This window comes from Shewanella sp. 38A_GOM-205m, assembly GCF_000518445.1.
Classification (GTDB): Bacteria; Pseudomonadota; Gammaproteobacteria; order Enterobacterales; family Shewanellaceae; genus Shewanella; species Shewanella algae.
In genome coordinates this window covers 23899-48863 of record NZ_JADP01000006.1, presented here as the reverse complement: position 1 = coordinate 48863, position 24965 = coordinate 23899, and the positions used below count along the sequence as shown (strand labels likewise).

Sequence of the window (24965 nt, the reverse complement as noted above, 5' to 3'; positions counted from 1 at the left end):
CTCAATTGAGCCAGTAGGTTTTATCCGCTTCTATCTGCAGTCTTTGCTGCAAACGCCATTTACGGTCAAATCCTTCGACTCGTACAACCCAGGCGCCATCTAGCGACTCATTGGGAATATAGCGATACACCTTGGAGGCATCGGCAGTCAGCATTTGGGTAAAATCCTTTTCTGCCAGAGTAGGGTGGTAAAACTCCAGGTTCAGTGCCGCCAGATACTCTGGGCCGCCGTGCTGGGTTATCAGAAGTTCGCCATTGTGCCATTCAAGGGAAAATTGCATTCCCAATTGACGGGCATATTGAATTTTGTGGATGTCCTGGTTAATTGCCTTGCCGTTTTTGTAGTAGTCATCGGCAACCAGGGAATCGGAGTTGGTGAGGGCAATACGCAGAGTGGCAAAACTGGCTATAACGGCACACATGGGCAAAACGATAAGAAACCAAGGCCAGAACTGCTTATACCAGGCTTGTGGAGCGCTCATACTGTTTACCTACTATTCTATTTGGGCGGCTATTCTATCGCGAAAGCGGTTTTTTAAAAACAAAGGCCCCGAAATTATCGAGGCCTTTGAAAAGTCATACGAACTTACTTCTCAGCCTGATGTGACAAGCTATATACGTAAGCTGCAATAACGTGAACTTTCTCTTCACCGAGAACGTCTTTCCACGCCGGCATAACACCACTGCGGCCGTTCTTGATGGATTCCATGATCACGCCACGGCTGCCGCCGTAAAGCCAGACATTGTCGGTCAGGTTAGGGGCGCCCATCAGCTTGTTACCTTTGGCGTCCATACCGTGACAGGCAAAACAGCCCTTCATGAATGAACCTTGGCCCTTGGCGGCCAACGCGGCATCATGTTCACGACCGGACAGGCTCACTACGTATTCAGCCAGACCAGCAATTTCGCTGTCATCGATAGGCAGACCACCTTTAGGCGGCATCATACCGTGACGACCGTTCATTATGGTGGTCTTGATAGTTTCCAGCTCGCCGCCGTACAACCAGTCACCGTCGGTCAGGTTGGGGAAGCCTTTGCCACCGCGACCAGCTGAGCCGTGACACTGGGCACAGTTCTGCAGGAACAGACGGCCACCGACTTTCAGGGCTTCTTCGTTCTTGACCAGCTCGGCCAGTGGCGTTGCTTTGTAAGCTTCGAAGATAGGGCCGTACTTTTCATCGGCTAGCTTCACTTCCTGATCGTACTGAACCCAACGGCCTTCTTCTGTTGCATCAGCAATCGCCTTGGCGGAGTCGCCCTTGATGCCTTTTTCGGTACCTATGCTCTGGTTGGAACTGCTCCAGCCAAGCAGGCCTTTGTAGTTACCCAGGCCAGGGTAGAGCACCAGGTAGAGCAGACCAAAGACGATGGTGATATAAAAGAGATAGCTCCACCACTTAGGCAGTGGGTTGTTGATCTCCTGAATACCATCATAGCTGTGGTCCATCAGGTCGCCTTCTTTAATCTCCGGCGTGGTGTTTTTGGAGCAGAGCCGTAGCAGAATAAAACATCCTGCGATCACCAGTAAGCTGAGTACGGTGATCCAGATACTCCAGAAGTTACTCATTAACATTATTTGTGTTCTCCTGAGTCCTTCGCATTCTGGTGTTGTTCCTCATCGGAAAACACCAGATTAGCTGCTTCGTCGAATTGCTTTTGACGACGCGAGCTATATGCCCAAGCAAATATCCCGACAAAAACCAGGATCAAAACCAACGTAATAATCCCTTGCATTGTGCCGTAGTCCATATTTGCCTCCTTATTTCAGTGCGTGTCCCAACGACTGCAGATAGGCTATCAGCGCCTGCAGTTCTGTCTTGCCTTCAACGGCTTTTTGGGCGCCTTCGATATCTTTATCTTCGTATGGCACACCAAAACCACGCATCACTTCCATTTTCTTGGCTGTGTATTCACCTGTAAGGGTGTTTTCAGCAAGCCAAGGGAAGGCAGGCATGTTGGACTGAGGAACAACGGCACGGGGATCGATCAGGTGAACTTCATGCCATTTGTCACTGTAACGACCACCCACACGGGCCAAGTCGGGACCGGTACGCTTGGAACCCCACAGGAAGGGGTGATCCCAAACCGACTCACCGGCAACCGAGTAGTGACCGTAACGCTCGGTTTCGGCACGCAGCGGACGGATCATCTGGCTGTGACAGTTGTTACATCCTTCACGGATATAGATATCACGGCCTTCCAGCTGCAGGGCTGTGTAAGGCTTGAGACCGGCAACCGGCTCAGTGGTATCTTTTTGGAAGATAAGCGGCGTGATCTGCACCAGGCCACCAATACTGATGGCAATCACAGTGAAGATACCCAGCAGGCCGACGTTCTTCTCAACTATTTCATGATTGAATTTCATCGTTACTGCTCCTTATGCGGCTTTGGCTTCTGCGATGGCAGGCAGAGAGTCTTTAGGGGCATAAACAGTGCGCAGCACGTTGTAAGCCATGATCAGCATACCCGTTACGAAGAAACAACCACCCAGGAAGCGGACGAAGTAGAACGGATAAGAGGCTTCCAGACTTTCAACAAAGCTGTAAGTCAGGGTGCCGTCTGCGTTCACTGCGCGCCACATCAAACCTTGCATTACACCGGAGATCCACATGGCAACGATATAAAGTACGGTACCAATAGTCGCCAGCCAGAAGTGCAGGTTCACCAGCTTGGTGGAGTACATGCGGCCATGACCAAACAGCACTGGGATCAGGTGGTACAGAGAACCGATAGACACCATGGCAACCCAGCCAAGTGCACCAGAGTGAACGTGACCAATGGTCCAGTCGGTGTAGTGAGACAGAGCGTTTACTGTCTTGATAGCCATCATAGGACCTTCGAAGGTAGACATACCGTAGAAGGACAGAGACACCACTAGGAAGCGCAGAACCGGATCGGTACGCAGTTTATGCCAGGCACCGGACAGGGTCATGATACCGTTGATCATACCGCCCCATGAAGGAGCGAACAGGATCAGTGACATCACCATACCCAGAGACTGAGTCCAGTCGGGCAGGGCAGTGTAATGCAGATGGTGAGGACCAGCCCAGATATACAGGGCAATCAGTGCCCAGAAGTGGACAATCGACAGACGATAAGAGTAAACGGGACGCCCGGCTTGCTTGGGAACGAAGTAATACATCATTCCGAGGAAACCGGCAGTCAGCAGGAAGCCTACCGCGTTATGACCGTACCACCATTGCACCATGGCATCGACAGCACCGCTATACAGTGAATAAGACTTCCACAGGCTGACGGGAACAGCCATGGAGTTCACTATGTGCAGCACGGCGACTGTGATAATGAAGGCGCCAAAGAACCAGTTGGCCACATAGATGTGGGAAGTGGTTCGTTTGATAATGGTACCGAAGAACACGGTCGCATAAGCGATCCAGACTACGGCGATGGCGATATCAATAGGCCATTCCAGTTCGGCGTATTCTTTACTGCTGGTGATACCCAGCGGCAGAGTGATTACGGCCGAGAGAATGATGGCTTGCCATCCCCAGAAGGTGAATGCAGCCAGTTTAGGTGCAAACAGACGGGTCTGACAGGTGCGTTGAACGACATAATAGGATGTGGCGAAAAGGGCTGATGTGCCGAACGCAAAGATCACAGCATTGGTATGTAACGGTCTTAAACGACTGAAAGTTAACCAAGGAGTCTCAAAGTTCAGCTGTGGCCAGATTAACTGAGCCGCGATAAGTACACCTAATGACATACCAATAATGCCCCACAAAACTGTGGTTAAGGCAAATTGGCGGACAACGGTGTAATTGTAATCAGCGCCTGTTGGCTGGGAATGGTTCATCATATTGCTTCCACTGCTTATTACTTTTACTTGTTGTTCAGTAAAGGACAGGCCTTTACCTGTTATAAAATGACTCGAGTGAAGGCGTCCCCTATGAGAGTCACACTCTTGTGTCAATGGCTTAGCCTGCATATTTGCGACAAAACGTCAGGCGATGCAATGATACTTGAGCTACGTCAAAAAAGATACCAATCTGCCGGACACATTGTTGATCCAGATCAAACTTGGCCATAGAATGTTAACATCTTGCAGCATAAGGTGAAATTTTATGCATAGTGCGACTCTCCCCAAGCTATTTGGCGTCGTTTTCAGCCTGCTTTTGCTCCTGGGTTGTGACCAGGCTCAAACTCCCCGGGCGACCCAAACTGTCGCAGATCCCGCTTTATGTGATTTTTCCGTTGCCGATTGTGTTAAAAAATTGGGTGAGCAACAGATCTCCCTGATGCTGAACCCAAGCTTTGCCCCCAGCGAAAAGCCTATTCACTGGCAGCTTGGCTTTAATCGCCCGGTATCCAATCTCAAACTTCGTGTCGAAGGCAGGGATATGTTTATGGGAGTCATTCCTATGACGCCGTCTGCCACCGAAGGGGAAACATTCGAGGGCCAACTGATTTTTGGCTCCTGCAGCAGTGGTTATATGGTATGGCGGGTGTTTGTCAGTTGGCAGCAGGGCACAGAGCAGTACTCAACTTGGTTCGACTTTCTCGCCGACAGCCATAAGCAGAAATAGCCATAAGTTGAAATCGGACATTTTGCCTGAAAACCACTGCAAGACTAAAAATCTCGTATACCGCGAGCCTGCTCAAATGGCTCGCATCTCAATTTTCGCTATGCAGAACCATTCCCCCTGTGTGCAAACAGCTTAAGGCTCGGCGTCATCGCGCCAATTGTTTTTTATTTTGATAAAGATATCTATGTTATCAATAAACAGCCTTAGAAAGTCCGGGTCAAAATGGCTGCCGCTGCAGGACTGCATCTCGCTCAGTACCTCATCGAGCGGCCAGGCCGGCTTATAGCAGCGGGCGTGTGACAGGGCATCGAACACATCGGCAATGGCAACGATTCTGGCGAAGGGATGTATCTCTTTACCCGAGAGGCCTCTGGGATAGCCACTGCCATCGTACTTCTCATGGTGTTGTAGGGCGATTGTGCCGGCGGCTTTTAAAATGGGCCGCTCTGAATTAGCCAGGATCTGATGGCCGATTATCGGGTGTTGCCGCATCACATCCCACTCAATATCGTCCAGTTTCCCCGGTTTGAGCAGCACATTGTCGGGAATGGCTATTTTCCCTATGTCATGCATGGGCGCAGCGCGCTTGAGCAGGTCGGCCTGTGTTTCCGGCAGGCCGGCAAGCAGCGCCAGTTCATGGCAATACTCGGCCATACGCTTAACATGATTGGCCGCTTCCTTGGAGCGGCTCTCCACCACATCACCGAGACGTAAAATAAGCTCCGACTGAGTATCTTCCACTTCCTGATTCAGCAGCAGGTTTTCGAACGCCACCCCGACATTGATGGCAAAAATGTCGATAAGCTGTTTATCCAGATCGGTCAACTGGCTGACCGAATCCATATAAAGCAGGTTGACCCAGTTATTTTTAGCCGGAAAGTAGCCCACAAAGCAATCATCCCGATAAAGACAACGCTGCTCTTTCAAGGCTTCTTCCATCAGCGACTGAATATGAGAAGGCAAGGGTTTCTCATGGTGGTTGGTAAACTCACCTGTGGCGGCCAATATCTGAATTTTGTTGCCGTTACCTGGCTCTGTCACCGCATCCATGGCATTGCAGCCGAGTATGGTGGTGGCGTCTTTGAGCTCAAGCAAGTTGGCCACCTGAGTCAGCAAACCATCAGCAAATTTGTGCAGGGTTCGCAATTCAAACAGGCCGGAAGTGGCCTCCAAAACCCGCTCCAGTCCCTGGCGATGATTGAGCTGCATCTGCCGCGCCTGCTCAATTTCGGTAATGTCCCTGAAAGAGCGCAGGGCAGAGTAGACACTGGTTGTCAGCTTACGGGAGTCCAACTCGGCCTTGGCTTTATAGTCATTGATGTCATAGTTAACTATCACATCCTCTTCCGGCGCCTGCCCGGGTTGACCGGTACGCAAAATCAGCCTGATGGCTTTATTTTGTTGGTTTTCACGGATCCACCGCACCAACTCAAGCCCGGCATGATCGCTTTCCATCACCACATCAATAAAGGCGACGGCGACATCTTCTTCACCTTGCAGTAGCTCTTTGGCCTGTTCGCCGCTATAAGCGTTGATAAAGCTCAACCCGCGGCCGTCGAGTTTGAAGCGGGAGAGGGCAAGTTTAGTGACTGTGTGCACATCAGGCTCATCATCCACCACCAGAACTTTCCAGGGGGGCAGGGTATCTGTCGTTGTTGAAGCTTTCTTTGAGCCAAATAGCGGGCCTTTCTTGGCCATGTCGATCAGCATCTGTTGGACTCCAATCAATTGAATAGTTTTGATTTACCTTTCAAAAGTGTAGTCCAAGCATCGAGAAGGGCTAGCAATAGCTCACAAATTTGACAACGGCCGGTATAGGGGGATTTTCAGCAGCGCCAGGATCTACTATATTGAGAACTATTCTCATTAAGTGGGTGGCAGAATGGAAACCAAAAGCAAAACAATATCGTATAAAACCGATCAGGAAGTCTGCATGGCGATACCCGTCGGCAAACTGGCTGAGTTGATCCACAAGGGCGAATTATGTGCGGCGGATTTTCGTTGTCTCGACAGCCAATCCAAAAAGCAGGTTTGGCAATTGTGCCTTTGGTGCTGTAAGCAAAGAGTCCATTGCGATCGTCAGTGCAGCCAATGTGAGACTGGGATTGGTGCCGATAAATAACATTATCGGCATCAGTCAAAAAAGAGTAAAATCTATAGTAATCATTGCTATAGAATAGGTTTTACCTTGGGAAACAATCAAGCGTTATCTGCCATGCCGCTGTTTGACAGCGCAGACTTGCTTTTGCAGGGTAACCCTGTGGTCAACAGCTATATTACCCAATTAAGCCTGGGTAAAGTGGCCGATGCAGGCCTCTTGCTTGAGCATGCAACAGACTGGCTTTACGAACAAAGAGACAGTGAAAACAACTACAAGGCGTACCGCAGCGAGTTGACGACCTTTTTTCACTGGTGTTTCGATGTCGCAGGCATATCTGCTGCCAATGTGGGCCGACGGGAAATGGGACGTTACGTGGCTTATTGCCAGGCGCCACCAACAGAGTTAGTGGGTTATTTCAACGTCCCGCAATTCAAGACGGATAAGTTCAATCAGAGTCGGGAACCCAATCCCAACTGGCGGCCGTTTATTGGTCGCAAGGCGCTCGGCAAACCCTTGCCATACAGCCTGAGCGATAATGCCTTGAAGACAAAAATAGCCATACTTTCATCATTTTATACTTATCTTATGAGCGAAGAGTATTGTGAGCGCAACCCGGCGCAGCTCTGGCTCAATCACAGTCGCTTTGCCAATAAGAGTAAGTTCAGGTTGGATCCTGCCGAAGAGCAACTCAAGGTTTTCAGTGAGCTGCAATGGTCTTATCTTGTTGCTTGCGTGCAGCGCCTGGCTGAAGCCGAGCCGGCACAACATCAACGCAGTCTGTTCTTGATTAACCTGATGTACGGCTGTTATCTGCGGATCTCGGAAATTGCCGCTCGTGCCGGTTATGCGCCAACCATGAGTCAATTCAAGCGCCATAATCACAGCGGCATCTGGTATTTTCATATTCCCAGGAGTAAAGGCGGCAAGGCCAGAAACGTGGCGGTATCCAAAGCGTTGCTGCAATCACTGCAAAGTTACCGGCGCCATTTGGGATTGAGTGACTATCCACAATCCAATGAAACCACGCCGCTGTTTATACGGCATCGCGCCGCCGGCCGAGGTCGGGAAAGTGGCGTGCTCAATGCCAACCTCGGCATACGTCAATTGCGGGATGAAATTCAGTTTCTGATCAACTGCGCCGCCGATGATGCCGAGAAGGATGGTTTTATCCGTGAAGCCAATGAAATGCGACAGCTGACTGCGCACAGTATTCGCCATACAGGGATCACTCATGACATCAATCTCAATGGTCGGCCTTTATCCCATGTGCAGGCGGACGCCGGTCATGAAAGCATAGACACCACGTCACAGTATCTGCACACCAGCCAGGAAGAAAGGCACCAGAGTGCATCCGCCAAGCCATTGGATAGACTGCAAGGAATTGAGAGTTAATCCAAGAAAGCTATTGCTAGAGGTTTAAGGTGAATCACGGAGGAAGTTACCTTAAACCTGGGGATTACCGGTAATAACTCTGCAGATTTCAAACAGCTGCACATACAAATGCGCACAATGTATATTATGTTAAATCAAATCTTATATGGTTTACGTACATGTGCGTTTGCTTGCCCTAGCTACATCAATGTCTTACATGAGATCTGTATCTCTATGCCGCGACAGTCGTCTTGATTAGAGAGCCTATTTGGGCTCACACAGCAAGATACAGTATCAGTTTTAGTGGCGTGTGAGATACAATCCTATGAGGTAGATAGGCGTCCATAAGAACCCAAGCGCCTGCTTTCATCTCTTTCACTTCATTTTCTAAGGTAAAAGTGCATTCACCTTCAATGATCTGAGCAATAGTGGCCACTGCTGCAGTGTGTTCCCCCATTTCTTCACCCTCAGCAAAAGCAAAAATGACTGCACGTAATCTGTCACTTTTATGCAGTGGTCGGCTGGTGATGCCGGCCTTTGGAATATCGACGCTATCAGCTAAGTCTTCATAATAAGTGTATTCAAACATGTTTATACTCTTTTTCTTTACGACTATGGTAATCGCCGCTAGATGGTCTTTGTATTTACGAATTACCGTTTAATCTGATGACCTTTCCCCGAGATTAGTACCAATCTCTTGATGAGATTCTCCACTCTAAAGGTGTGACCGGTTGTTGAGATACCTCTGTTTAAATGACTCGTTTGCGTCCTCGCACCTGTAATACTTTCAATCATTCCCAACTTATAAGATATAGCGGCCCAATGATAGCAAGCAGTTTATCCAAGAGGATGGAACAAAACTCATCGTGGGCAAGAGGCTCTTTCTATTGTTCATCCATGGCTCAAGTCACGATTCCACGATCTACTACTTGAGGCTTATCCACACTTCCTTAATCGTGCCACCAGGCCTCTTTAAATGCAAATAACAATCAATTGTGATTGTAAATAGTATTGTTAGGCAATGTAGCAAGGGGTATTCTTTATATCGTATTGATTATTACCAATAATGTTAAGGATGGAGGGTTTAATAAAAAAGTTTAGAAATGATTATTGCAATAGAAAATATAGATGGGAGAGGAGAATGAAACCCTATTATATGTCACACAACTATATGAAGTACTTTATAATATGTCTTAGCAGCAACGTGATGCTTGTCCCCTTCCCCGCCCTATGTCAAGACACGCCTGTTGATCTTGGAAAAATAGACATAATAGAAAAAGCTCCCGAAGTAACAAAGCGCTCTGCACCTGCTTACGAAAGTTACGATCCGGTTGATTCTGGTATGAGCGTTATTAATCAAAAGTCGGTGGAAGGATCAAAACCAGGAGGCTCTGACACAAGTGAGTTACTCAAAACATTGCCTTTTGTACAGATGGATGTAAAACGAAGTACAGCTTCTCAGGAAAGCATTCAATCTATTCGTCCTTCTGATTTCTCCATATCGGGCGGCAACTTTTACGATAATAGTATAATGATCGAAGGCGTCGGCGCCAACTCTATGATGGATATAACTGAGGATAATCCAGCGCACTTCAATGAGGTGGCCGGAGCCACGCCCCAAACGCTTTATGTTGATCCTTCTCTAGTTGATAGTGTTGAAATTTATGACTCGAATATAGCTGCCGAATATGGTGGCTTCACAGGCGGAGTTGTAGATTATAAGCTTCGAAAACCGAAAGATAGATTCAGTGTCAATTTCACTTCGGGTTACCAAAATGATTCTATGCAAGAGTATAAAACTCGTTTGCGTGATAAAATCGACGCCCAGGATAACCCGCCACCTTCGTTTCGCAAGTATAACTCAGCGTTAACCCTGGATCTGCCTCTGACCGATAAATTAGCAGTGTTAGCCTCGTACAGCCGCTCAGACGCCACTGTCGACTACGAATTATCAGAAGACTACGGAGGAGATAAGTTTACCAACTCAGACCTGTCAGAGAACTTTTTACTCAAAGGGATTTATACCCTTTCTGATACCATAAGCGCTGAAGCCCAAGTGATATATAGTCCTTACACCAGTGGTTTCCGCGACCCTCGTGGTATAAACAACCAAGTAGATTCAGCTTCCGATGGTTTGGCTGCTTACTTTCAGTTAGATGGCCTAAATGGCGAGCTGGATTGGCAAGCCAAGTTTTCCTATAGCATATCTGACACCGGGCGAAAGGCCTCACCTTACTATTACTATTGGGACAGCGATGCAGAGTATGTCGATTGGTGCAATCTATCGGATTGTGCTGAAGGTGGCTTTGGTGACTTGGCTCAGAAACAAACCGAGTATATCGCGACGTTCAAAGGGACCCAACCACAGTGGTCGGGTGATTTAAGTTTTGGCCTTGAGTTACGCAGTGTTAAAGCCAATAAGGCACGATCGCAAGATGGCTCTGCTTACTCGAAGGGGATAACTAGGGTTGAAAATGGTTGGGATAATCTCACTTGTCCACAAGGCGATAGTGCCTGTATTGAAAACGACATTATACTTACTAAAGCTCTTCGCTATGCAGCATACGATGCAAAAGCTGCTGTAAATAGCCAATCACTCTGGCTGGAGTACCAACGCCAACTGGGTCCGGTAAACTTACGCGGTGGATTGCGCTACGAGCACGAGGATTTTTTGAATAACCACAACATTTCTCCCAGGTTTACCGTTGCTTGGGAGTTTTTGAAAGATACCTACTTAACCATCGGTGCCAATCGTTACTACGCCAATAATACGCTCAGTTATGCCATTAAAGAACAAATTCCTGGTATTGAAATATACGAACGCAAGCTCGATGACAACGGCAAGGTGATTATTGATTCAACAACAAATGAACACGGTTGGTATCCTACTCACCCCAGCCTCGGCCGTCAGTATTCAACATCGAATTTGAATACACCGTATAGTAATGAGTTGACTGCGGCACTCACGCTATCCACTCATTTAAATGGGAACTTCCGCCTCAAAGGGGTTCTGAGAAATAATCGTGATAGCTTTGTGACACAAGCAGATAAAGCCGATGACGGCGTTTATTCTAATTATCATCTGACCAATGAAGGAAAAACAGATTATCGCGGATTATCACTGGAATGGAGTGGTCATTATAATAACCATAGGTTTAATGCTAACGTGACTTGGTCAAAGACAAAAACTTTAAATGGTATTATTGATTATGGTGATACATTTGATCCAGATGAACGAAATAGCATTCTGGTATACTATGAAGGTCATTTGGTCTCACTCAGTGAAATTGACAAGATTAGTGAGCGACAAAATTACGCGGCCCCTTTGCGAGCTTCTATCTCTTGGTCAGCCGACTGGCTGGATAATCGCCTGCTTACCTACGCTGCGGTTCAATACCGTGGCCAGTACGATACGTTAGCTAACACTGAGGAGAAGATCGACATTGACGGCAATAAATATGATATATACGACAAGATTACCCGAAAGGCGTTTACCTCCGTCGATCTCAATCTCAGTTATAAGTTAATCAGCACAAAAAAGCATCAAGCATCCGTGGACTTGCGTATATCAAACTTATTAAATGACTTTCCTTATACCGATACTAACCCAACCGATCCTGATCCTTATCAATTGGGGCGCAGTTATTGGCTGTATTTGACATACACTTATTAGCTACGCTATTGGATAGCGTAGCTAATTTCGATCTGATATGAACGGCTATACCAATTAGACTCAAGGGGGGCGGGGGGGAAAGGTTCTGCTTGGTTCAACATATAACGTGTAGCCTTGTTAAACCCTGAATGGCGAGCCATTTTTACGATTGAGGACTGCAAGATTTTTCCTTGGCGATTAATCAAGAAAGACACTGTCACCTTACCTTCCAAGCGTTTCATCTTCAATGACTTAGGATATCGTTGTTTAGCGAGTAAGTGCTTTCTAATTAACGCATCGTAAAGTTTAGCCTGGAATGTCCCCTTACCTCTTTCATCTTGTCCAGTTTCCGAAGCTTTATTTTGGCTTATTGTGCTGCCGTCTATACCTTGTTCACCCACCATCTTGGTAACTTCTGGAGATGATGCCTTAGATTGATTAACCATCTTATGACTTGGAGCAATCCTAGCTACCGGCCTAAGTTTAGGCTGCTGTTTTATCTCATCCGATTTGCTTTTCAATGTCTCACTGTTAGAGCTAATTTTAGGTTCTGGTTTAATGTTGGGTTGTTTATCAGCTTCTGTGAACTCAAAAGAAGATGTTTGCATAGTATTCTGTGTCATCTTTATACCTACACTGGCTGCTTTGAGTCCTATACTCATATTTTTTAACACCTGTTGGCTTGCCACATAACTAGACTCAGCCTGCTGCTCGTAGTACCAAGCAAGCCCTCCTATTACCATATGGAGTAATAACGACACTAGTGCAAAACTTTTTAAACTCCCAAGAGTGTTCATTTTAGTGACTATCTTTAATGGCCACTTCGACATTGTTGAGGCTCAATTCAGCTAAAATGCTGAATGCATCAATCATACGTTGTACTTCAGTGGATTTGTTGGTATTGATAATGATCTTAAATTCATCTTTGGCTTGGATTGCTCTAAGCTTTTGCCTCAGTTGTTCCTGATCAAGAACGCCACTTTCATTCAAGCGATAGCTGTTACTATCACCTAATACTGTCAAGATCATCATTTGTTGTTTCAAAACATGCTTTTGTGTTTGATTTCTATTGGTTTGTGGCAAATCCATCGGCATGCTTACAAGAGGTGTGTTGATTATCAACATCATAAAAGCAAGAAGCGAGAAAACAACATCAATCATCGCCGTCATGCTATCAGGTTGTATTGCCTCCAAGACGCGATCCTCTTCCATATCAATCATAGTGTTCATACTCATGGGAAAGCTTATTTAGCAAGTAATTGCAGTCTGATAATAATTGTCGAGCTCGCGATGCCAATAAAGCATGGGCCAACACGCAAAAAACGGCGATAATCAATCCCGCTGCCGTGGTTGATAAAGCTTGCCATAGTCCATCGGCGACGATGGATGGTTCAACAGGGCCGTCATGGATTCCGATGTCTTTAAAAGAGCGCATCAAACCAATAATGGTTCCCAGCAGCCCTAACATAGGAGCAAGGGAAGCAATGGTTAAAATGCCAGACATTCTGCGTTTAAACCCATGGGACACGTAATGCATGGCAATTGCCACTGCTTCATCTCTATGGGATTTAGGACAGTCTTTTTCCAACACCATGACTTCCAGGGCCTTAAGATAAAAAGGTTTAATCTTCAGTACTAAGCACAACGCATCATCAAGCCTACGTGCTTGTATGGCCTGATTTACCTCTAACTGAACCGATGCGGGGATCCCCTTATTTCTTATGAAATAACAGGTACGTTCTGCTACCAACGCCAGACCAGCGATAGAACATAGCAATAAAGGAATTGCCGTTCCTATACTCCAAACATCAGTTAACATTTTTCTCTCTTCATCGGTACTCTCAATCCCATCCCACTAAAACCATTTTTATGTCTTCTCCTGGGATCAAAGTAAACCCACTTGCAAATGATTATCATTTGTGAAATCGTACATCAACCTTTTAGACTCCACAAGGCTGATTTATGACACCGCTGATCACGTGCCAAGATCTTTGGCATAACTATGGTGACAAAGATGCATTGAAGGAAGTGTCCTTTAATGTTGAACAAGGCAGTGTTTTTGGGCTCTTAGGCAAAAATGGCGCTGGAAAGAGTACTATCATCAACATACTGATGGGGTTTCTCTGCCCCAGCGGCGGAGAATGTCAGGTGTTGGGGGACCCAAGTTACTCGCTGAAAGAACAGACTCGTCGTAAGATAGGTCTTCTTCATGAAGGCTTTAACCAGTATGACTTTATGTCCATCACAGAATTGGAACGTTACTATTCTGCATTCTATCCCCACTGGAATCGTACGGTATTTTTTGAGTTAGTAAGTAAACTTCCAGTACCCCACACCAGAAAACTATGCAACATGTCTTGTGGTCAGCGCTCCCAAATTGTATTAGGTCTTCTTTTGGCTCAGAGTCCAAAGTTAATGATATTGGATGACTATTCTATGGGTTTGGATGTAGGTTATCGAAGGCTATTTATAGATTATCTACAGGATTATGTAAGTACCTACAAAGCTACTGTGCTACTCACCTCCCATGTCGTGCAAGAGCTAGATCCCGTTATAGATCAAATGGTAATACTCAAGCAGGGCAAAGTCGTCGCAAAGGGCTGTAAGAATCAGTTTATGCAGAGTTTCTTTGGTTATCGTTTTGAACGCAGCCCTGCAGCAGAAACTATGAGCTCAGATCAGGAAATCTGCACAATCGAACATCTTGGCTCTTATACCACAGTATATGGGTTCATTAAACCAGAAAACCTTAAAGCAAAACTAAAGGCAGCGGGCGTTCCACATTCTCAACTAACGCTCTTATCGTTGAATCTAGAAGATGCTTTTATTGGCATAACAGGTAAATACTAAGGCTAGTCAACATGGACACCGAAACCAAAGCGTTATTGTACAAAGAATGGATAAAACTACGCGTTTCTCTATTAATAGCGTTGTTAATGGTTGGTTATGGTTGCATTGGCTGCTGGTTGTTACTTCATAGTATATATCGTTCAGATGGCTATTTCGGTTTAGCAACTATTATTGCTGATATGACTATTTCCCGCGACCAAATATTATTGTTTACAAACTTCGAAATACTCGCGTTTGCAGCAATTGTTATAGGATTTGCTCAGACCTGGCCGGAAGCCCAGCAGAGAAGGTTGCGACTTTCATTTCATTTGCCTGTAGCACCAGAACGGATCATAGGCATCATTTTAATAACTGGTACCGTCAGTATCCTCAGCTTATTTGTCATCGCCATTATAGCCCAATGGTTTATTTACCTTAACTACCATATGCCTGCTGAACAAATTACTGATCAGCTGTTGAGTTTCTGCACTTGGCTGTTCCGTGCTTTAGGGATTTATGCTACCACTGTCGCGTTTTTTGCCACTACGAGTATTTCCCTCCGATTTTTCGCTATTGTGAGTAGTTATTTCATTTTTGATGTTACTGTGATCCCAGGATATCAACTCAATCTGCCAAGTTTCCCAGCTTACCTAGGTTTAGTATTCTTATGCTTAGGTTTAGCTGTTTACACTTACTTAGATTTTAAGTATAAGGCTAAACAGCATGTTAGCGACCGAATTTACCGTGTAATGGCAGCAGGAATAGTATCTATTGCATTAGCTTACCTAGTACCCAGGCTATACTGGCAAATAGTAATGCCAGCGACTTCCCAACAGAAACTGTACTATAGTCAAGTCAATAATGATTTTATAATAACCACCATTCCACCCGAGAAGGCACACTCTCCGAATAGCACTCAAACTAGGGTCTATCAAGATCAATCAGGGCATAAACTTAACGAAGAGACGTACAAACAGGCTTTACCTTTCTTCTATGGTCAAGACTTGGCCAAGTGGCATTTATGGCCCAAACTCATCGGAGGGCTAAGTTTAACAGTTGAACAAGCATGGAATGGTTGGAGTAAAAATCAGTTTTCCCCAGAATTCTGGAATAGCTTAGAGATCTCGATCCATCGTCTCATCGAAACAAATCCCAAAGGAAGTCGTTATACTCTCCCCCCGGACCTCATGCGTTTGAATAAAGATCGTAATGCTTTAGAATTTTACCGACCTATTGATGGAAAATTGGATCATGATAAAGGAAAACTCTTTACAAAAGCAATGTTGAATGCTGGGGCACAAATGCCAATTAAAATGCTGAACAACAACAGTTCAATTCGTCATAAACGTATCGATAACGGCTTTATCATCGCTGACGCAAAGAATAATATTTTTCAAATGAAAATGCTTAATGGTCGACCTTGGATACGAAACTTAGGGCTAACTATCCCAGGACGTCTTCGCGGGCTAATTATTAATGAAGATCGATTCCAACGCTTTATGGCCTATGCCACAACCGATGAACAACTATTTGCCATTACTCAAGAAAATACACCGAAACTAATAGCAATTAACATTGAAGAATATCAGGTTGATGATACAAGCGTTGATTTGATGTCTGATCTGCTTGGGATCACCGTAGTCAGTAAAAACCTAAGGTTACCTTATATTAATAGACTACTAGTTGGGCAGCGCCTAACAATGGCGGGCCAAGACACCGGAAACATTTTCAGACTGCCCATGGAAAGTAATGATATAACTAACGTAAATTACGCTTTAAAATTGACGTCGACGCTATTCCCTGTGTGGATTACTCAGTCAACAAGTCACAGCAATTGGGTTAAACTACACTTGGAAACTCGTTGGCAACATTACCCAATCTTCTGCGCACTAGGTATAACAGTTAGTTTGATACTTATGCTTTGGCGCTGGCGATTAATGGGTTCTCATTTGTACATAGAAGACATTATCCTCGTTTGTGTATTTGGTCCAATTGGATTAACTGTATTTTGGTTGATAAATATCAGAAAAAGAGTGTTGATTACTAATGCTAAATAACTGTTCCAAATAGTAGATCCCTGGAAGGGAACTCAGTCCTGTTTGAGCGTTCAGAGCTATCGCCAAACAAATAATTGAGCAAAGTTTAGCATTTCATGGTCACAGCTTCCCCGTTCCCCGATTCGGATCAGCTATTAGATACTCCCTGAGGGTTGCATAGTTAATGTTTCCTATAGAAAGGTTTACACCGTCTTTAAAAAAACGGCTGTCAATCAAGAATGAAATGTTTCTTTACATTGTAAATTTGCCTCCTTTCCGGGATCACACTTGGATTACATCCCCGGTCTCATTTCCTCAGATTTATGTGAAGTAACACATAAACTCCTCATAGGTTTGAATAGAGTTAATCATTGATATCAGTAACTTGTATTTAAGTTGGCCCCAATTGTAAATGGGAATAAATATCATTTAATAGAGCTGATACTTGTGCTATGTTGCGATTCTTTATCAAACCAATTCTTCGGACATCGCAACTCATGTGGTACCTCCTGTTGATCCTGACGATGACCCTGGGTTCACTGCTTATCTATTTAGGCAGTAAACACCAGGCATTGCTTGCCAAACCTTTGCCCTGGCAGGCCAAACTGCTGGGCACTTTATTACTGCTGCTGACTCTGCTCGGCTGGGGTTTACTGTTGACGGCCTCGGCCGCGTTGTTTTTTTGGCTCATGCTGCTTTCCATGCTGCTGGGCTCCCTGCCCTTTATTTCCCTGCTCAAGGGAGACAACAGATGACAACCATTAAGAAAGATAAAATCCGCCCTGACTGGCTGGGAAAAACCCTTGCCGGCGCCTTGCTGGGCTTTGCCCTGGCAGTGGCTCTCAGTGGTATCTTTGCCTGGGTGGGGCCTGGTGGAATAGATGCCAAAGATAAGGTGCAATTCAATATGTGGCTGATAGCGCCACTCTGGCTTTCATTCTTCAGCTTCAGCTATTTGTTCTACAGTGCCCGCCGCGCCATTTTCTGGCTAATGGCGGCCAACGTGCTTGCATGGCTGCTGCTATGGTGGGTTAAGTAAATGCAGATCCGCAGCGATATTCTCAGAATTTATCAAACACTTCATACCTGGGTGGGCATACTCGCCGGGATTTTACTGTTTATCGGTTTTTATGCCGGCGCCCTGACCATGTTCAAGGAAGAGATTGCCGCCTGGTCATCACCGCCGCAAACCATTTTGCCACAGGTGAAACTGGAACAGATGGACCAACTACTCAGCGAAGCCAGAGCGAAACACCCTGAGTTAAGTAAGGGCTTCAGCCTTCATCTTGCCAGTGACAAGCATTCGCCTTTGAGTTGGTACGCCTCCGGCAGTGAGCGGCAATGGGGTCTGGGCGATGAGCTTTGGCATGCCAGTTTAAACAATCAAGGTGAGCTCATCTCCCATAAGGAACCCAAGAGTCAACTGGCACGCTTGATAGATGAGCTGCACCGCACCGGCGGTATTCCTGGCGATATGGGACACGAGCAGCTCGGAGCTTATTTTATGGGGGTTGCCGGCATTCTCTATTTTCTGGCGTTGGTTTCCGGGGTGATCTTCCTGCTGCCAACTCTGGTGAAAACGCTGTTTGCCTTAAGGCGCAAGAAAGGCCCCAATCGTTTTTGGCTCGACAGCCACAACCTGCTTGGCATCACAGCACTGCCATTTCATATCATTATCAGTTTGACCGTGGTGGTGTTTGTCTTTCACGATCAATTGTACGGCGCCTTGGGGCAGTTTGTTTATGGCGATAAGCCGATGTTCAACCGCGAAGCGCCCAAGGGCGAAGTGCGCTCACTGAGCACCCTGCCCCCGGTAACCGAACTGGTTGCTCGGGCCGAAAGCTTCGCGCCCGGTTATCAGGCACTCAGTTTGACCTATATGGGCATGGATACTCCGGCTCCCATGGTCCGGATGGCCATGTATAACGAAGAAGCGTTGATGCGCGGCCCGATAGGAGACTTCCTTTATATGAACCCCTACACCCTTGAGGTGGGCAACAGCACCTTTACTCCGGGGGAAGAAGGCGTTTGGGGCCGGATGGTTTCGGTATTCTTTGGACTTCACTTTGGCTCCTACGGCGGCTATCCCGGTCGCTGGCTCTATTTTTTCCTCGGAATGAGTGGTGCCATGCTGTTTTACAGCGGTAATCTGCTATGGCTGGAAAAGCGCCGCAGCAAACAGCGCAAGGGGGAGGCCATTCCAGAGCAACCGAGAAGAGTCAGGATCCTTGGAGCCGCTACTGTAGGAATTTGCTTGGGTTCAATGTTAGGCGTTGCGCTGGCCATGTTGCTGGGTAAATGGGGATATGCTCATGTAGAAAATATCAATCATCTGTATCTGTGGAGCTACTACGCCAGTTTCCTTATCGCCCTGGCTTATGCTTTCTGGCGTGGCGCTGCCAGAGCCGCGGTAACACTGCAAGCGCTATCGGCGCTGGTCTGTCTGGCAATGCCGCTGACATCCATCCTGGCGTTGCTGGCACCCGGTCTTGGAATTTGGGCACCGGAGACCCCAGGCACCTGGGCGGTGGATCTCACCGCATTCGGTTTTGCCGCCATCTTTGCCTTTGGCGCGCTCAAAACCTTTAAACGAGCGACCCAGGGGCCGGCTGACAGTATCTGGGCCATGCCGCAAAAACAGCCTATTGCTGCGCTGCAAACCAGCGTTCAGTCTTAAGCTGTTAGTTTGAATCATTCCACAAAGCCCCGTTCGCGGGGCTTTGCTTTGCAAGTCATGCCATCGAGCTCACAAGTTGCACAACAGAATCGCCATTGCCCGGCGCCATTATTGCTTAATCTGCCAACGGCTTTTATAGTAGCCGCTGATTTTTATGGAAGAAAACCAAGGAGCTGGAATGTCCACCAATACGTTGTCTCTCCATCAGATCTGGTGGCTTACACTCACCTCGCCACAGATCAGTTTCCAAACCCAGGCCAGAGGTTATCTTAACCCTACTTCCCTGCATGCCGGGCTCGAAGAACCCAATACACTGGAAGAAGACTGGGGTATTACCGATAGATTATCCCTGCATCAGCAGATTGCCAGTCTGGTTAACGACGGCACCCATGGTCATTATCTGGCCAGTGATTACAGTCAATATGCCTGTGGTACCAGCTTGAACTGGCGATATCTTATTGATTTCGAACAATCCCCGCGTAGGCAGGCCGAAATGCGCTATGTCGCCGCGACTTATTCCATCCTCGGCTTCGGCGGCACCCGTGCCTATGATTTCGGGCGCGCCTCTTATCTCACCCGGGAAGGATTGCGCTTCGGTTGGGTCAGCCAGGAAGAGTTCGATTTTCTCCACAGCTTTATCGCCGCCAAGAGCCGCTATTTTTACCGCTCTTGGGAGCAATATACCCAAGCCTGGTTTGCCGGGCGTGCGATATGGATGTTTTTAATCAACGAGCCGGACACAGAAGAGGCCGCAGAGGCATTACTCAATGGCTGGATAGCAAGACGACAACGGATAGACTATCGCCGCGCTATCAGTGACAAGGATAACCCCATTCATCAATGCGACTGGGACATGGAATTGCCGCAACTTAGCGCCCCGCAAAGCCTGCTCGATCTTCTCAACCAAACACAGGATTAGTCGCCATGGATATCTGGCAAATACTCGGTATCACCGCCACCCAAGATGAAACAGCCATCAAGCAGGCTTACCGCACCCAGCTCCGCGACTGTCACCCGGAGGATAACCCTGAAGGCTTCAGAGCACTGCGCAGCGCCTACGAACAAGCCTTGGCTGCCGCCCGCCCGGCAACCCAGCCCAAACCACTGGAGCTGAATACGCCCTCGCCCGCAGCGGCCAAAGCACAACCATTGACGCAACAAGAGTCTAAGCCGCAAGATTACAGCTACCGGGCCCAGCCGCCGGAAACCCAGCAAACAGCTGCCAAAGCTCAGGTTGAAACCCCGGAGAGTCCGTTCCAGCAGCTTATGAGCATGTTGGCCAATGAGCGCCTGCGCTTTGACAATGAACACTGGTATCAGTGGGCCGAGCGTGTCGGCCAAAGCTCTCTTTCCTGCCAAGCCCAGCTGTCGCAGTGGGTTCAGGCGGAGATACTCAATTGGCGCTGGCTGCCCGGACAAATTATCAGTCATTTGTGGCATGCACTGGAGTGGAGCTCACTCGAGCGGGGCGATAAGGCGCAGCAACAAAGGGCGGCTTTTTTCGATTGGTGGATTTCGCGGCCGAGCCCTGCGCCGCTGGACTGGTTGGCGACGCAGGATAATGCGACTCAAATCGCCATCCAAAGCTACTACCAACCATTGCAAAATGCACTGCTTGACTGTGATTTCTCCCAGATCCGCATGTTGTTCTTTAGCGGTCATGTCTGCGGCGTGCTGCACCCTGCGCTTGCGATTGTCCAACTCAGGGTTATCAGGGCGTTAAACCTGAATTGGCCCGTGGAACAGTTGCTTGAGTTATGTGACTTTGTGTTGCAGCAAGGCGAACTCTGGGGCGAAGATTTGGTGCTGCTGGCCGAGATCAGCCGCCGCTGCGGTAAGGAATCCTTAGCACTCAAACTCGCCGATGAGCTCAAGCAAGCCGAGCTGCCTCAGCTATTGGCCGAACATCTGGAAAAATGGTATCTGCCGAGCACGCCGCGTTTGGCACTTTGGTTTAAGGCATTGGCCTGTCAGCAAGGCGGGAACTGGCGAATATCGGCCGCCTTTGAAGAGTGCTGGTTTGATGAACCCCAAGAGACGGATTTCATCGAGCAACTGCTGTACAAGACTGTATTCAACGAAGGCACTATGCCCCACACCATATTGCCGCTGAAGTCCTTGCCCGGTTATGAAGGCGCGTTGGCGAGATTGTTCTGGGCATGTCAGCTGGGCAGTTGGCAACAGATTGAACAGTTCGCTCAATTGCCGGCTTGCGAACGCGTGGAAGCCGGTTGGCATTATCTCGGCGAGTTACTTTGCGGCATTGCAACAGAGATCCTCGCCAATAGACCCAAGCATGCCGTGTTTGAAGCACTGGCGGCAGGTTATGGCCAGCCCAACTGGTTTACTATGCCTGCGCCCGATGCCCAGGCCTTCAGCCAACCCACGCCAGAGGAGTGGCTGCAAGTTGGCCAGCGTCATCCCCTGCTGCCGGATAGCTGGCTACAGGCCTTGTGTCAAAGAGCCGAAGCCGAAGAATGGCTGTCACAGCTGACGGAAGATCCCAGCCTGTTTGGCATGCTGATCTGGCAACGTGAGGGGGTACGTCAGCCATTGCTGTCGGCATTTGAGCATTCATCGGACGCCGAAAACGGCGAGCAAGCCGCCAAGGAGCAAAGTTCCCAAGCGGATATCGCCCTGGAGTGGGCAGAGTTCTACTATTCATTGCCATGGAGCAAAATCAGCCATCGCTTGGCGATGCGTCAGGCACTTTCACTGACGCAGTTGCCGCAGCCAATCAAGGACACTCCCTTTGCCTTGGCTTGGCAGATGTGTGCGGATCCGCAAAGCATCTCGCCGCTGATTGCCGAAGCCGTCATGCGTTGGCCCAAGCAGTTTGTGTTTTGCATAGAGCTGCGCAACCAGGTTGAGCGCTTGGCGCAATCAAGCTTAAGCGATGAAGAGCTCTGGCAACAGATTGATGCCGAGCAACTGACGGCACTCGGTGCCTTGATCAATCGCAGGGTTGAAACCACTGACGATATACACAATACCCTGATACTCTGGGCGGCACTGAGATATCACCCCAACGCCAGTAATAGCTGGCGCTATGTCACCACGCCACAACTGGAGAAGCTTCAGGGACAGCTGAAAGAGCAAAATATCAATTTCGAAGAGTATTATTACGACGACAATACCCTGGCCTATGGTCTGCTGAATGATGATTGGGAACGGGGCATTCATCCGGAAGCCATTGATGCCTGTGCGGCGAAAAAAGAAGCCAAAGACTATGTCTATCCAGCCTGTTACTGCATAGCCTTACTGGCCAATGACATCTCACGTTCAGGGTTTAATGGCACCTTGGTAGAGGACTTTCACAAGTCGCAACCCAAACTTGCCGGTGACAGACAAAACACCGCCAAGCTATTGTGCCAACTGCTGGAAGATAAGCTCAACCAGGTCATCAGTGACGACCGAGAGAAAGCGCCGCAACGCTTTAATCTGCACAGCGGCAAGCGCCTTTTTGTCTGGGCACTGCTGGTAGCACTGCACGGTTTTTTCGTATTCCCTATTTATCCCGACAATGCAACTTCACTGCTCGACCCTATGTCCATAGTGCAGCAACTCGAGGCTCATAAAGGAAAACTCTTGGTGTTCCTGGCCTTTAACCTGTTTATGGTATTCAGGATCTGCAGTACCCGCCAGACATCGAAAGGCGCCCGCAACTATGGGGTGTGGAGCTGCTTTGCCATAGGGTTGGCCTTGGTGGGTAACAGCTTCTGGTGGGCGCTGCCACTGCTTCTTGGCCACCTGCTGGCTGCCGCAGGCACACAAGCCGCGTCTTCAATGCGTCACGGCTGGCCGAAAAGTTTTAAAGAACCCAGAAGAATTACCCTGGAGGAAATTGTTTATTGATCCCAGTGCGCCAGTGCATTTTGAATTGCCTGGCGCACATCACGAATATAGTGTTCATCCTGGGAGGCCAGAGCCTGTTCAAAACTCAGCAACCAGTGTTCTATCTGACGCCGCTCGCCTCCCAGGCATTCCTCATACATGCGATGTAACTTTGCCGTCAGGTTGAGGTTGGGTAATTGCTCGCGGGGATGCACTTTCAATCTGGCAAGCCTTTGCCTGCTGGCTTGTCTATCGTCTTCAGATACCCCGGTCGGGCTGCGATCTATCACTTTCTGGTGTACCTCTCCTGTGCTGGTGATGGTGACATCCACTTCAAGCATACCGTTGATATCGTAGCTGAATCTGACATCCACCGATTGCAACCCTTGTCCGGTCGGAATATCGATATCGAGATCGTCAATGTGCAGATTATTGGCAACCCAAAGGCTCTCTCCCTGATAGATGGCGATACACACCTGGCTCTGCTCTTCATGACTGGCGTAATAGCGTTGCTCCAGCGATACCGGCACCACAGTGTTGCGTTCTATGATGGGGCTAAACACCCCGGACTGGCCATTGCTCTCTACCCGGATCCCCAGACTGAAGGGACAAACATCGGTGAGGATCAGCTCCTCTACCGCTTCATCGCGCAAACGACAGGCGGCCTGAATGGCTGCGCCCATGGCCACCACCCGGTCGGGATCCAGCTCCTGGCGGCCAAAGCGGCCCAGTAACCTGGTAGCGACCTGCTTTACATGATGCTGACGGCTGGCACCACCCACCAGAATGAGTTCATCTATCTCTTCAGGCTGTAATCTGGCATCGGCAAGTGCCTGGCTCAGCGGTTTTCGCAGCCGGTTCAGCGTCTGTTGCCAGATCTTTTCCAGCTCATGGCCGTCGAACTCGAGGTTGATATCCTGCTCGCCACTCAAACAGACCCGGGCTCCCTGGCCATTACTGTGACGCTTGGCATTTTCACAGGCGTAATAGAGCTGACTGAGGTACTTGAGAGATTGGCTTTCACGCTCCAGCTGCAGCTTTTGCAACACGCCATCGAGCAGGTCTTGAGTGAAGTCTTCACCACCGAGACGGTTATCACCGGCCGAAGCGCGAACTTCTATGATGCCATCCTGAAACTCGACAATGGTGACATCGAAGGTACCACCACCTATATCAAACACCAGGAAACGTCGGCTATGGGACTCGTGTAAGCTGTAAGCCATGGCGGCGGCTGTGGGTTCATTGATAAGGCGTACCGCTTCCAGCTCGGCCAGTTCCGCAGCCGTATGCACTTGTTTGCGCTGCTGATCATTGAAGTAAGCCGGTACAGAAATCACCACTTGCTTAATGGCGTGCCCAAGATAGGCTTCGGCATCGGCCTTGAGGGTACTGAGTATGATGGCGCAAAGCTCAGTGGGGCTGAACTCCTGACCTCCGAGGCGATAGCGTTTCTCACTGCCCAAAAAACGTTTGAAGATGGCGGCAGTATTACGTGGATGAGTTATTAAACGTTCGGCGGCCGGACGGCCAACCAATAAGTGCATATCCTCATCGATACTGACGACCGATGGGGTTAAATCCTCTCCCAAGGCATTGGGGATCATCTGCACCTTACCGTCGCGCCAAAGCGCAATGGCGCTGTTGGTGGTGCCCAAATCTATGCCGATTGCGGGTACTTCAGGCTTATCCATCAGCTAACTCCTTCCTTTTCCTGCTTATCCATCTTCGCCGGGGGAATTTCCAGCGCCCACACTATGCCTAAAGTTCTACAAAGCAACAAGTTAAATACCGAAAAACCAACAAAGACGAAGGATTATTGATCTACCTGTCTCAGATGCAGATAACCAAGGTAATACCATAGAGTTCTTTGGGGGAAACCAAGAATAAGGCTGAGAACCGCGATAAGTCTAACGGTCTTCTGAATA

21 protein-coding genes are annotated in these 24965 nt (G+C 48.1%); 10 read left to right on the top strand and 11 right to left on the bottom strand.

Annotated elements, in window-relative coordinates; all coding sequences use genetic code 11:
- Nucleotide 1: 1 nt before the first annotated feature.
- The 5 genes from N512_RS0107335 to ccoN form a co-directional block, all read right to left on the bottom strand.
- Nucleotides 2–481, bottom strand: a complete 480-nt coding sequence (locus tag N512_RS0107335; RefSeq protein WP_025010384.1) for a FixH family protein — start codon at nt 479–481, stop codon at nt 2–4.
- Between the two features lie 104 nt (nt 482–585).
- On the bottom strand, nt 586–1566 hold the full coding sequence (gene ccoP / locus N512_RS0107330; protein WP_028779895.1) for a cytochrome-c oxidase, cbb3-type subunit III: 981 nt from the start codon (nt 1564–1566) through the stop codon (nt 586–588).
- Between the two features lie 5 nt (nt 1567–1571).
- Nucleotides 1572–1748 (bottom strand): CcoQ/FixQ family Cbb3-type cytochrome c oxidase assembly chaperone, encoded by a 177-nt coding sequence (locus tag N512_RS0107325; RefSeq protein WP_025010383.1) that lies wholly within the window; start codon nt 1746–1748, stop codon nt 1572–1574.
- Between the two features lie 10 nt (nt 1749–1758).
- Nucleotides 1759–2364 (bottom strand): cytochrome-c oxidase, cbb3-type subunit II, encoded by a 606-nt coding sequence (gene ccoO / locus N512_RS0107320; protein ID WP_025010382.1) that lies wholly within the window; start codon nt 2362–2364, stop codon nt 1759–1761.
- Between the two features lie 12 nt (nt 2365–2376).
- The gene (ccoN, locus tag N512_RS0107315) at nt 2377–3813 is read right to left on the bottom strand and encodes a cytochrome-c oxidase, cbb3-type subunit I (RefSeq protein ID WP_028779894.1); all 1437 of its coding nucleotides are present in this window, start codon (nt 3811–3813) and stop codon (nt 2377–2379) included.
- Nucleotides 3814–4078: 265 nt separating this feature from the next.
- On the opposite strand from ccoN, the gene N512_RS0107310 reads away from it, so the two are divergent.
- Nucleotides 4079–4540, top strand: a complete 462-nt coding sequence (locus N512_RS0107310; RefSeq protein WP_028779893.1) for a hypothetical protein — start codon at nt 4079–4081, stop codon at nt 4538–4540.
- A gap of 132 nt (nt 4541–4672) precedes the next feature.
- Here N512_RS0107310 and N512_RS0107305 read toward each other — a convergent pair whose 3' ends face one another.
- Nucleotides 4673–6250 (bottom strand): DUF3369 domain-containing protein, encoded by a 1578-nt coding sequence (locus N512_RS0107305; RefSeq protein WP_028779892.1) that lies wholly within the window; start codon nt 6248–6250, stop codon nt 4673–4675.
- Nucleotides 6251–6755: 505 nt separating this feature from the next.
- Between N512_RS0107305 and N512_RS0107295 the strand changes: the two genes are divergently transcribed.
- Nucleotides 6756–8033: a tyrosine-type recombinase/integrase gene (locus N512_RS0107295; RefSeq protein WP_037474447.1), complete on the top strand. Its 1278-nt coding sequence runs from the start codon at nt 6756–6758 to the stop codon at nt 8031–8033.
- 253 nt (nt 8034–8286) lie between these two features.
- Here the strand turns inward: N512_RS0107295 and N512_RS0107290 are convergent, their stop codons facing one another.
- Entirely contained in the window at nt 8287–8601 is a 315-nt protein-coding gene (locus tag N512_RS0107290; RefSeq protein ID WP_028779889.1) for a cupin domain-containing protein, read from the bottom strand.
- Between the two features lie 552 nt (nt 8602–9153).
- On the opposite strand from N512_RS0107290, the gene N512_RS0107285 reads away from it, so the two are divergent.
- Complete coding sequence (locus tag N512_RS0107285) at nt 9154–11685, top strand: TonB-dependent receptor plug domain-containing protein (protein ID WP_197021438.1); 2532 nt, start codon at nt 9154–9156, stop codon at nt 11683–11685.
- A gap of 5 nt (nt 11686–11690) precedes the next feature.
- Here N512_RS0107285 and N512_RS0107280 read toward each other — a convergent pair whose 3' ends face one another.
- From N512_RS0107280 to N512_RS23730, 3 genes are read right to left on the bottom strand one after another with little or no spacing between them, the layout of a single operon-like run.
- On the bottom strand, nt 11691–12461 hold the full coding sequence (locus tag N512_RS0107280) for an energy transducer TonB (protein ID WP_028779887.1): 771 nt from the start codon (nt 12459–12461) through the stop codon (nt 11691–11693).
- 1 nt (nt 12462) lies between these two features.
- On the bottom strand, nt 12463–12885 hold the full coding sequence (locus N512_RS0107275) for an ExbD/TolR family protein (protein ID WP_028779886.1): 423 nt from the start codon (nt 12883–12885) through the stop codon (nt 12463–12465).
- A complete protein-coding gene (locus N512_RS23730; RefSeq protein ID WP_028779885.1) occupies nt 12878–13483 on the bottom strand; it encodes a MotA/TolQ/ExbB proton channel family protein in 606 nt (201 codons plus the stop codon). Before N512_RS23730 ends, N512_RS0107275 begins: the two co-directional genes overlap by 8 nt.
- 143 nt (nt 13484–13626) lie before the next feature.
- Here N512_RS23730 and N512_RS0107265 point away from each other — a divergent pair, with 143 nt between their 5' ends.
- The 7 genes from N512_RS0107265 to N512_RS0107235 all read left to right on the top strand — a co-directional run bounded on the left by N512_RS0107265 (nt 13627) and on the right by N512_RS0107235 (nt 23061).
- Nucleotides 13627–14514 (top strand): ABC transporter ATP-binding protein, encoded by an 888-nt coding sequence (locus N512_RS0107265; protein WP_028779884.1) that lies wholly within the window; start codon nt 13627–13629, stop codon nt 14512–14514.
- A gap of 11 nt (nt 14515–14525) precedes the next feature.
- Entirely contained in the window at nt 14526–16550 is a 2025-nt protein-coding gene (locus N512_RS0107260; RefSeq protein WP_028779883.1) for a DUF4857 domain-containing protein, read from the top strand.
- A gap of 476 nt (nt 16551–17026) precedes the next feature.
- Nucleotides 17027–17284 carry a hypothetical protein gene (locus N512_RS0107255; protein WP_028779882.1) on the top strand — a complete coding sequence of 86 codons (258 nt, stop codon included), beginning with the start codon at nt 17027–17029 and terminating at the stop codon, nt 17282–17284.
- On the top strand, nt 17281–17568 hold the full coding sequence (locus N512_RS0107250; RefSeq protein WP_028779881.1) for a hypothetical protein: 288 nt from the start codon (nt 17281–17283) through the stop codon (nt 17566–17568). The genes N512_RS0107255 and N512_RS0107250 overlap by 4 nt, the downstream gene beginning before the upstream one ends.
- The gene (locus N512_RS0107245) at nt 17569–19206 is read left to right on the top strand and encodes a PepSY-associated TM helix domain-containing protein (protein WP_028779880.1); all 1638 of its coding nucleotides are present in this window, start codon (nt 17569–17571) and stop codon (nt 19204–19206) included.
- 178 nt (nt 19207–19384) lie between these two features.
- On the top strand, nt 19385–20125 hold the full coding sequence (locus tag N512_RS0107240; RefSeq protein WP_028779879.1) for a DUF1266 domain-containing protein: 741 nt from the start codon (nt 19385–19387) through the stop codon (nt 20123–20125).
- A 5-nt stretch (nt 20126–20130) separates the two neighbouring features.
- On the top strand, nt 20131–23061 hold the full coding sequence (locus N512_RS0107235) for a J domain-containing protein (protein ID WP_028779878.1): 2931 nt from the start codon (nt 20131–20133) through the stop codon (nt 23059–23061).
- Here the strand turns inward: N512_RS0107235 and N512_RS0107230 are convergent.
- Nucleotides 23055–24731, bottom strand: coding sequence for an Hsp70 family protein (locus tag N512_RS0107230; protein WP_028779877.1), 1677 nt, complete (start codon nt 24729–24731; stop codon nt 23055–23057). The genes N512_RS0107235 and N512_RS0107230 overlap by 7 nt on opposite strands.
- Between the last annotated feature and the right edge of the window lie 234 nt (nt 24732–24965).